At 67.6% G+C, this 9130-nt stretch carries 8 protein-coding genes and 1 pseudogene; 8 read left to right on the top strand and 1 reads right to left on the bottom strand.

Features of this window, described 5'->3' with window-relative positions; translation table 11 throughout:
* Positions 1-134 precede the first annotated feature (134 nt).
* The 6 genes from QM582_RS06595 (at position 135) to QM582_RS06570 (ending at position 5512) form a co-directional block, all read left to right on the top strand.
* Positions 135-1205, top strand: a complete 1071-nt coding sequence (locus QM582_RS06595) for a DNA adenine methylase (RefSeq protein ID WP_415082847.1) — start codon at positions 135-137, stop codon at positions 1203-1205.
* Between the two features lie 10 nt (positions 1206-1215).
* Positions 1216-1644: an MmcQ/YjbR family DNA-binding protein gene (locus QM582_RS06590; RefSeq protein WP_415082845.1), complete on the top strand. Its 429-nt coding sequence runs from the start codon at positions 1216-1218 to the stop codon at positions 1642-1644.
* A 232-nt stretch (positions 1645-1876) separates the two neighbouring features.
* Entirely contained in the window at positions 1877-2668 is a 792-nt protein-coding gene (gene cysE, locus QM582_RS06585) for a serine O-acetyltransferase (protein WP_415082843.1), read from the top strand.
* A gap of 29 nt (positions 2669-2697) precedes the next feature.
* Positions 2698-3660, top strand: coding sequence for a zinc-binding dehydrogenase (locus tag QM582_RS06580; RefSeq protein WP_415082841.1), 963 nt, complete (start codon positions 2698-2700; stop codon positions 3658-3660).
* Between the two features lie 56 nt (positions 3661-3716).
* Positions 3717-4094 carry a hypothetical protein gene (locus QM582_RS06575; protein ID WP_415082839.1) on the top strand — a complete coding sequence of 126 codons (378 nt, stop codon included), beginning with the start codon at positions 3717-3719 and terminating at the stop codon, positions 4092-4094.
* The gene (locus tag QM582_RS06570) at positions 4028-5512 is read left to right on the top strand and encodes a hypothetical protein (protein ID WP_415082837.1); all 1485 of its coding nucleotides are present in this window, start codon (positions 4028-4030) and stop codon (positions 5510-5512) included. The genes QM582_RS06575 and QM582_RS06570 overlap by 67 nt, the downstream gene beginning before the upstream one ends.
* Positions 5513-5551: 39 nt before the next feature.
* Here QM582_RS06570 and QM582_RS06565 read toward each other — a convergent pair whose 3' ends face one another.
* On the bottom strand, positions 5552-5965 hold the full coding sequence (locus QM582_RS06565) for a hypothetical protein (RefSeq protein WP_415082850.1): 414 nt from the start codon (positions 5963-5965) through the stop codon (positions 5552-5554).
* Between QM582_RS06565 and QM582_RS06560 the strand changes: the two are divergent.
* Positions 5883-6485 (top strand): annotated as a pseudogene (locus QM582_RS06560) (IPT/TIG domain-containing protein); the annotation flags it as partial. The gene QM582_RS06565 and the pseudogene QM582_RS06560 sit on opposite strands and share 83 nt — an antisense overlap.
* A gap of 42 nt (positions 6486-6527) precedes the next feature.
* Positions 6528-8696, top strand: a complete 2169-nt coding sequence (locus QM582_RS06555) for a hypothetical protein (protein WP_415082849.1) — start codon at positions 6528-6530, stop codon at positions 8694-8696.
* Positions 8697-9130: the final 434 nt, after the last annotated feature.

The raw sequence follows: 9130 nt of genomic DNA, 5'->3' as shown, positions 1-9130 counted from the left end.
TCGCGAGGGTGTCCAGATCGGTGTCCATCAAAGCCTCCAGAGCTTGGTTGGTTCGCAACACCGACTCTGCGACACCCTCACCCACACCCCCAGACGCCACACCGCCCCAGGACTTACTCATCTAGGGTTCGACTGTGATCAAGTACCTGGGCTCCAAGCGGGCGCTCGCCGGGGTACTGGGCACGCTGGCACAGGGCGCCGAGGCCCGCACCGCGGTGGACCTGTTCACCGGCACCACCCGGGTCGCGCAGGAGTTCAAACGGCGCGGGCTGCTGGTCACCGCGGTCGACCTGGCCAGCTACAGCGAGGTGCTGGCCCGCTGTTACATCGCCACCGACGGTGCCGCCGTGGACGGCGCCGAACTGGACGAGCTGATCGCCGCGCTGAACGCGCTGCCCGGACGCCGCGGCTACGTCACCGAGACCTTCTGCGAGAACGCCCGGTTCTTCCAGCCGCACAACGGGCAGCGGATCGACGCGATCCGGGAACACCTGGTCGGACTGGCCGGGCACCCGCTGTACCCGGTGCTGCTGACCGCTTTGATGGAGGCCGCCGACCGGGTGGACAACACCACCGGCCAGCACATGGCCTACCTGAAGACCTGGGCGCCGCGATCGGCCAATCAGCTTCGGCTGCGGACACCGGCGCTGCTGCCGGGCACCGGGACGGTGCGTCGCGGCGACGCGCTGGAGGTGGCCCGGACGATGCCGCCAGCCGACCTGGCCTACCTCGACCCGCCGTACAACCAGCACCGCTACTTCAGCTACTACCACATCTGGGAGACCCTGGTCCGCTGGGACGCCCCCGACCACTACGGGATCGCCTGCAAGCGTGCCGACGCCCGGGCCGAGGCGAACGCCAGCCCGTTCAACTCCCGGCGCCGGATGCCGGACGCGCTGGCCGCGGTGATCGGCGCGGTCGACGCCGAGGTGGTGATGGTCTCCTACAACGACGAGGCCTGGGTCACCCCGGAGCAGATCGTCGGCTGGCTGCGCGACGCCGGGCACCCCGCGGTGGAACTGCTGGCCTTCGACTCGCGGCGCTACATCGGCGCCCGGATCGGGATCTACAACCATCTCGGCGAGAAGGTCGGACGGGTCTCGCACACCCGCAACACCGAATACGTCTTCGTCGCCGGCGACACCGACCGGGTCGGTGCCGCGCTGGCGGCGCTGGCCGACCGCGACCCGGTGGGCGTCCGATGAGCGGCGTCCGATGAGAAGGGGAAACGCCCCGGCCAAGGTCGCCGACATTCACGCCTTCGCCGCCGCGCTGCCGCACGTCACCGTCTACGACGCCGAGTCGGCCACGCCCGTCTACCAGGTGGGCGGGAAGTCCTTCGTCTTCTTCCGGACGCCCCGCCCGGACGCCGTCGACCCCGACACCGGGCAGCGCTACCACGACGTGGTGGTGTTCTGGGTGGCCGACCTGGCGGCCAAGGAGGCCCTGGTGCGGGACCCGTCCACGCCGTTCTTCACCACCCCGCACTTCGACGGGCATCCCTCGGTCCTGCTCCGGCTGAGCCGGCTGGCCGAACTGACCCGGGCAGAGCTGGCCGAGGTGATCGAGGACGCCTGGCTCGCCCAGGCGTCCGCGCGCCGGGGCCGGCTCTACCTGGAGGGCACCGAGCAGATCACCCGGTAGAAATACTCCGGGCACCGGCTGTGTTAACGAAAGGCGAGGGTCGTCCGACCCTCGGCCCGGACCGGCCCCGACTGCTAGATTGGCGCCCATGCACACCACCGTGACGATGATCACCGCGCACGCCACCGGCGCGCTGATGTGCATGTGTTGCTGTTGTCGACTCGGCTGAACAACCCCGTCCCACCCTGTTCGCCACCATCCGACCGCAACCCTCACCTGTGAAAGGCATGTCATGCCGACCGACGAAATCTGGCGCCGCATCCGTTCCGAAGCCACCGCCGCCGCCGAGAGCGAGCCCGCGCTGGCCAGCTACCTGCACACCGTCGTGCTGGCCCACGACAAGCTGGACGACGTGCTCAGCTACCTGCTGGCGTCCAAGCTGGGCAGCCCGACCATCACCTCGCTCAGCCTGCGTTCGCTGATCGACGAGGCCTTCGCCAACGATCCGACCATCGGGCTGGCCTTCCGCGAAGACCTGCGGGCGGTGCTCAGCCGCGACCCGGCCTGCCGCGGCTACTCCATCCCGCTGCTGCACTTCAAGGGCTTCCACGCGCTGCAGTCGTACCGGGTTGCGCACTACTACTGGCTGGCCGGACGCCAGTCGCTGGCGCTCTACCTGCAGAGCCGGATCTCCGAGGTCTTCGCGGTCGACATCCACCCCGGCGCCCGGATCGGCAAGGGCATCCTGTTCGACCATGCCACCTCGATCGTGATCGGCGAGACGGCCGTGGTGGAGGACGACTTCTCGATGCTGCACGAGGTGACCCTGGGCGGCACCGGCAAGGTCGGCGGCGACCGGCACCCGAAGATCCGCCGCGGCGTGATGATCGGCGCCGGCGCCAAGGTGCTGGGCAACATCGAGGTCGGCGAGGGCGCCAAGATCGGCGCCGGTTCGGTGGTGCTCGAGGACGTCGCGCCGTTCACCACGGTGGCCGGGGTTCCGGCCCGTCCGGTCAGCTACCCGGCGCACGTCTTCCCCGAGGACCTTCCCGAATCCGACCTGACCTACCACGACGCCGAGTGAGCCGGGCCGGTTCGGCATAGCCTGACAACGTGCTCGCCGCCCACGTCACCGCTGCCGATCCCCACCACCCGCTGACCGCGCTGCGGATCGGGGAACGTCCCGAACCGGACGCCGCCGACGGCTGGGCGGTGGTCCGGGTCGAGGCGGCCACACTGAACCGGCACGACCTGTGGTCGCTGGCCGGCGTGGGGCTGCCGGCGGAGCGGATGCCGATGATCCTGGGCACCGACGCCGCGGGCACCGTGGACGGCCGGCCGGTGATCGTGCACGCCGTGATCGCCTCCCCCGGCTGGTCGGGCGATGCGACCCTCGACCCGAAGCGCACCCTGCTGTCGGAACTGCATCAGGGCACCATGGCCGAGTTCGTGGCGGTGCCCCGCGCGAACCTGATCGACCGGCCCGGCTGGCTGAGCGCCGAACAGGCCGCCTGCCTGCCCACCGCGTGGCTGACCGCCTACCGGATGCTGACCAGGGACTCCGGGCTCAGTGCCGGCGACACGGTGCTGATCCAGGGCGCCTCCGGCGGGGTGGCGTCCGCGGCCACCACCCTGGGCTCCGCGCTGGGGTTCCGGGTCTGGGTGACCGGACGCACCGAGGCGAAGCGGACGGCGGCGCTGGGCCGAGGTGCCGACGCCGCGTTCGAGCCCGGCGCCCGACTGCCCGAACGGGTGGACGCCGTCATCGAGACCGTCGGCGAGGCCACCTGGGCGCACTCGCTACGCTCACTGCGTCCCGGCGGAACCATCGTCTGCGCCGGCGCCACCAGCGGGCCGAATCCGCCGGCCGAGTTGAACCGGGTGTTCTTCCAGCAGCTGCGGGTGATCGGCTCGACGATGGGCACCGTCGCGGAATTCCACGGTCTGCTGGAGTTGATGGAGCGCACCGGCGTCCGGCCCGGCATCGATCGGGTGCTGGATCTTCCGGACGCCGCCGAAGGCTTCCGCGCCATGGCCGAGGGCACCCTGGACGGAAAGATCGTCATCAAACCCTGAGTGCCGGCGTCGGTGGAGAGCCGCGCCACACGCTGTCACAGCCGGCGGTTAGGCGGGTGACCATCACCTCAGTACTCAGTCCCGCTGCCAAGAGGCGCGGCGAGGTGTTCACCCGTCGCTGGGTGGTGGAGTTGATGCTCGATCTCGCGGACTACGTCTCGGCCCGCGATCTCACTCTCCTGACGGTCGTCGAGCCGGCTGTTGGCTCGGGGGCGTTCTGGCGTGTGCTGCTGGAACGGTTGACCGCGTCCCTGCCCGTGAACCCCCGGTGGGACGAGCTGGCCAATGCGCTGCGCGGCTACGACATCGAGCGGGCCAATATCAACGGCTGTCGCGCTCTGACTGTTGAGCACCTGGTGGCGGCTGGATGCGCAACGCCTATGGGCGGGCCTTGCGCGCCAAGGTCGTGGCGGGCTTCAGCGTCGATGACGTGATCGTGATGCACGATGCCGATGCGTTCGAGTCCGAGGTATCGGCCTATCCGGCGATCACGGTGATCAGCAAGAGGTCTCAGGGGACGGCGACGATCGCGAAGGCGGGTGAAGGATTCCGGGCGAGCCAGACGTCGGCATACCTGCGGTGGCGAGATAGCGCCGAGCCCCGATTGACGACCGCCGACCTGGAGGCGACCGTGCTTCCGTCATGGCATGAGACGTCCGACGTGTGGCCGGATGGCTCACCGGCGGTGATCGCCTGGCTGGAGCGCCTGGAAGAGACGATGCCGCTGCTGGAAGACGCCAGCACGGGCACCCGCCTGGGCATCGGCATCGCCACCGGGGCTGACCGGATCTATATCCGGTCCGGGCCCGTCGACGTGGAACCGGATCGGTTGATGCCGATGGTGACTCCGGACGCGATCCGTCACGGTGAGTTCCGGTTCACCGGCGAGCACCTCATTTCGCCGTGGACGGCCGATGGCCTGGTTCAGTTGAGCGACTATCCGAAGCTGGCCAGATACTACGAGCGAGAGGCACACCAACTCCGCTCCCGCAGTGTCGCGAAACGCTCCGGCCCACACTGGTACCGAACCATCGATCGACAGAACTTCTCCCTGCTGCAACGAGAGATGCTGGTCATGCAGGACATGAAGGCGGAGGCCACCCCGGTGCGGGTACCGGCGGGGTACGTGCCCCACCACAATCTCTACTGGATCGTGTCGAACACCTGGGATCTCGATGCTCTGGGCGGCCTGTTGCTGTCGAAGGTCGTCGAGAAGCAGGTGGAAGCGTACTGCGTGAAGATGCGCGGGGGCACGTTGCGCTTTCAAGCGCAGGTGCTGAGGAAAGTTCGAATTCCCCACATCCATGACATTGACTCGTCGGTTCTGGCCGACCTGGCGACCGCCTTCCGTCCCGTGATCGGGATCGGGCAACGCGTGCCGCCTTGCGTGCATTCACGTTGGATTCGGTTCCACGCTGATGAATCCGCGACGGCGCACGCGAGCGGGGGACGATCCGCTGGAGGTCTCCGCGGAAGACCGGGAACGGATCCTCGCCGCGGTCGAGTACTGGTTCCACGCCAAGGCGGACCAGTTGACGCGCGTGCTGACCGCGGGTCGAGGCCAGGGCGGCCTGCGCGACACAGTGGTCAGCGGGAAGCACCTGGACGGCTTCAACACGCTCGTGGTCGACGAGTTGGCACCCGCGGCATCTTCGGTGCGCCCGACCCCGTGTTCGACGGGACCAGCTACCTCGACCGCATGGGAATCATCTGCGAACGGATCAGGGACTTCGGGCTCTACGACCTGACCTGGGCGATCGCGGCCACCAGCGATCCGATCGACTTCTACGAGCCCAACCCCCATGTGGGATGGGAACGGTTCGCCACCGACCTCACGGAGTCTTTCGAGTAGGGCGGCACGCCTGCGGTGCCCAGGGAATCACGATTTCCACTACCGCACGAGTTTTAGTCGTACTAGTTTGACATCAGGCATCCGACACAGCCGTCGTCGGGACGCCGGGGCTTCGGACGGTTTGTTCCCAGGCCTGCCGCCCCCTCGGAGGAGAAGTGCAATGGGGTCATCAGTGATGCGGGCGTGGATTTCCGGCGTGGCGGCGGCGGTGATGTCCTGCAGCTGGGTGGGCGGTTCAGCGACGGCGTGGGCTGAGCCGACGCCGGCGCCCACTCCGGCACCGGTCTCAATGCCCAGCAGGGCCGCCGCACCGACGGTGACCGGGTTGGCGCCGACACGCGGGCCGGCGTCCGGGAAGACGCTGGTCACCGTGACCGGAACCGGCTTCAGCAAGGCCACCAAGGTCTGGTTCGGCGACAAGGCCGGGCGGCAGTTGCGGGTGCTTTCCGACACCAGGCTGACCGTGCTGGCCCCTCCCGGGCGGGGCAAAGTGAACGTCCGGGTGGTCACCAAGACCGGCACGTCACGAGCCTCCGCACCCAACAAGTACCGCTACGTCGAGGTGCCGCGGATCGTCGCGCTGCGTCCCGACACGGCTGGCACCGACAACAGGCCCACGATCACCATCACCGGCGCCGACTTCATCGATGTCTCCGCGGTCCTATTCGGCGATGTTCCGGGCAGCGACATCCGGGTGCTTTCCGAGAAGAAGCTCTCGGTGACGGCCCCGGCCCACCGGGCCGGCTCGACCAACGTCCGGGTGGTCACCGCCTACGGCATGTCCAAGAATGGCCGGGCAACGCGGTTCACCTTCGTCGCTCCTCCTCAGGTTTCCTCGGTCAATCCCACCAGCGGGCCGGCAAAGGGCGGCACCACGGTCACCATCGCCGGCTCCGGGTTCAAGAGTGCCGCTCGGGTCACCTTCGGCGGCACGCCCGCCAAGAACCTGCGGCTGCTCAGCGACCGGAAGCTCACCGTCACCGCGCCGGCCGGCAACGCCGGCGGCACCGTCGACGTGCTGGTCACCGGCAAGTACGGCACCAGCAAGCCCCGACCGGCAGCCCGCTACGGCTACACCTCGACCTGCACGCCGACGGTGATCCCGGTCAGCGGCACCATCGCCAGCAACACCGTCTGGCAACCGGCGGGTTGCGGGACGGTCTATCGAGTCGCCGGCACGGTGACCATCGCCAAGGGCGCCGCCCTGACCGTGGCTGCGGGCACCATCGTCAAATTCGATCGACTGGCGTCGATGTCGGTGGACGGCGAACTGATCGTCGATGGCGCCACCGCCAACCCGGCGATCTTCACCAGCATCCGCGACGACTCGGCCGGCGGCGACACCAACGGGGACGGGAAGCAGACCAGCCCGCGGGCGGGCGATTGGGGCAGCATCCGGCTCAACGACGACTCGATCCTGCGGGCGAACGCCCTCACCGTGCGCTACGGCAGCGGCATCGACGGCAGCAACAAAGCCGGCCAGAAGTCGGACCTGTCGCTGTTCGGGCTGACCAATTCCACACTGGCGCACAACACCGCGGGAGTCGTCGCCTTCCGCGGCGACAAGAGGACGGACCCGGAGCGTCTGATCACGATCACCGGCACCACACTCACCGATTCGGGCACCATCGCCGTCTCGAGTCTCGGCGCCTACAACACCGGTGACCCTTCCGATCCCGCGGTTCCGGTCCGAGTCTCCGGGAACTCGGTGAGCGGCTCCACCAGCGCGCAACCGGCCTATTCGATCTGCGACGGAAACCTGCAACCGTCGCTGCTCACCGCCAACAGCGGCAGCGACAACAAAGTCAACGCCATCCGGCTCTGCGGTGCCCTTTTCGAAGACTGGACGCTACCCACCACCGGCCTTCCCTACATCATGGGCAGTTTCCGACTCAGCGATATCCCCGGATCTCCACTGACGCCGCGGGTGACACTCACCATTCCGGCGGGTGCGATCGTCAAGTTTGACGATGCCGGAACCCTCAACGTGATCAACGGCTCCCTCATCGTGAACGGCACCGACGCGAAGCCGGCGATCTTCACCAGCATTCATGACGATACTGTCGGCGGCGACACCAACGGCAACGGCAACCAGACCAAGCCCAAGCCGGGAAGCTGGGGTGGCGTCAGCGTGAGCAGCGGGTGGTCCGGGGATCGCCGCTATACCCACGGCACACTCATGGCGAACGAACTCGACCAACGCTACGGGGCCGGGATCAACTCCTTCGAGGCGGATCAGTTCCGGCTGACCAATTCCATTTTGCGCAACAACAGCCGAGGCATCACCGCCGCTCGTCACCAATTCCTCGAATTCACCCCGGGCTCAATCGCCATCATCGACAACACCCTCACCTCATCCGGCGGAATCTCTGTCGAATCAGAATTTCCGAGTCGCGGAGCCAACCCGGAAAGCACGGCGACTCAGGTCACCGGAAACAACGTCACCGGAAACACCACCGACATACCTGCCTACACCTACTATGAGTGGGATTTTAAGCCCGACAACCTACTCAGCAACACCGCCAGCGGCAATAAGGTGAACGCCATCCTCATCGGCGGCCGAATCGGCAGTTGGACGGTCCCCACCAGCGGATCGCCCTTCGTCATGGGCCAAATGTCGATAGTCGGCACCCTCACCGTTCCGGCCGGCGCCGTCCTCAAATTCGACATCGGAGGAGTCTTGGAGGTCGGCTTCCAGGGTTCGCTGGTGGTGAACGGCACGGCCGACAAGCCCGCGATCTTGACCAGCATTCGCGACGACTCGGTGGGCGGCGACACCAACGGTGACGGTGATGCCACCAGTCCCAGGGCCGGCGACTGGGGTGGGGTCGAGGTCAGCGGGTTCTTCTATGCCGGGCGAGCAGGCGGCGGATACGGCCCGGCGTCGATGACGGCCAACGCGCTGACTGTGCGCTACGGCAAAGGCATCGCCTCCGCGCCTGGCGAAGCCACCACGCTGCGCGTCACCAACTCGCTGCTGGTCGACAATGCCCCCGGTCGCGACCTCGACTTCGACGGTGTTGGAGACGGCGACGGCGGCATCTTCGTGATGCGGACCGGCTCCGGAGCGACAACGATCACCGGGAACACGCTGACCAGGTCCGGAACTGTCCAAGTGGTCACCCTGATCGACGAGAAGGACGCCGGACCGCTGGACGTGTCCGGCAACACCATCAACCCATGACGGGCTGAGTCAGCCGACCTTCGGCGACCTCAGCACCCGTCCGGCGTCGGCGAATTCCGACACGACCAGCGTGACCCATTCGAGGCCCAGGTTGAACTTTGTTCGGCCTGTGCCCGGATCAGCACCCGGCCCGACGCGATGCCGCCTTCGCGGTTGTCGACAGCGAAGCAATGACCGTTGGGCTCTACCGCCGGCGTTTTGGTCGTACTAGCGTTGGCATCAGGCATCCGACACTGTCGTCGGGACGCCGAGGCCTCGGACACTTTGTTCCCAGGCCGACCGCCTCTCAAAGGAGAATTGCCATGCGGTCATCAATGGTGCGGGTTTGCGTTTCCAGCGTGATGGCGGCGGTGATGTCCTGCAGTTGGGTGGGTGGTTCGGCGACAGCGTGGGCCGAGCCGACCCCGCCGCCGACTCCGGCGCCGGTCTCGACG

This window comes from Micropruina sp. (genome assembly GCF_047607385.1).
In the GTDB taxonomy this organism is placed as follows: Bacteria; Actinomycetota; Actinomycetes; order Propionibacteriales; family Propionibacteriaceae; genus Micropruina.
The sequence above is the reverse complement of the archived record's forward strand: the minus strand, read 5'-3'. Positions and strand labels throughout refer to the sequence as shown.

Coding starts and splice junctions, on each gene's coding strand:
- QM582_RS06590 (WP_415082845.1), top strand. CDS start 1,216: ATGAGAAGGGGAAACGCCCCGGCCAAGGTCGCCGACATTCACGCCTTC.
- cysE (WP_415082843.1), top strand. CDS start 1,877: ATGCCGACCGACGAAATCTGGCGCCGCATCCGTTCCGAAGCCACCGCC.
- QM582_RS06570 (WP_415082837.1), top strand. CDS start 4,028: ATGCGCAACGCCTATGGGCGGGCCTTGCGCGCCAAGGTCGTGGCGGGC.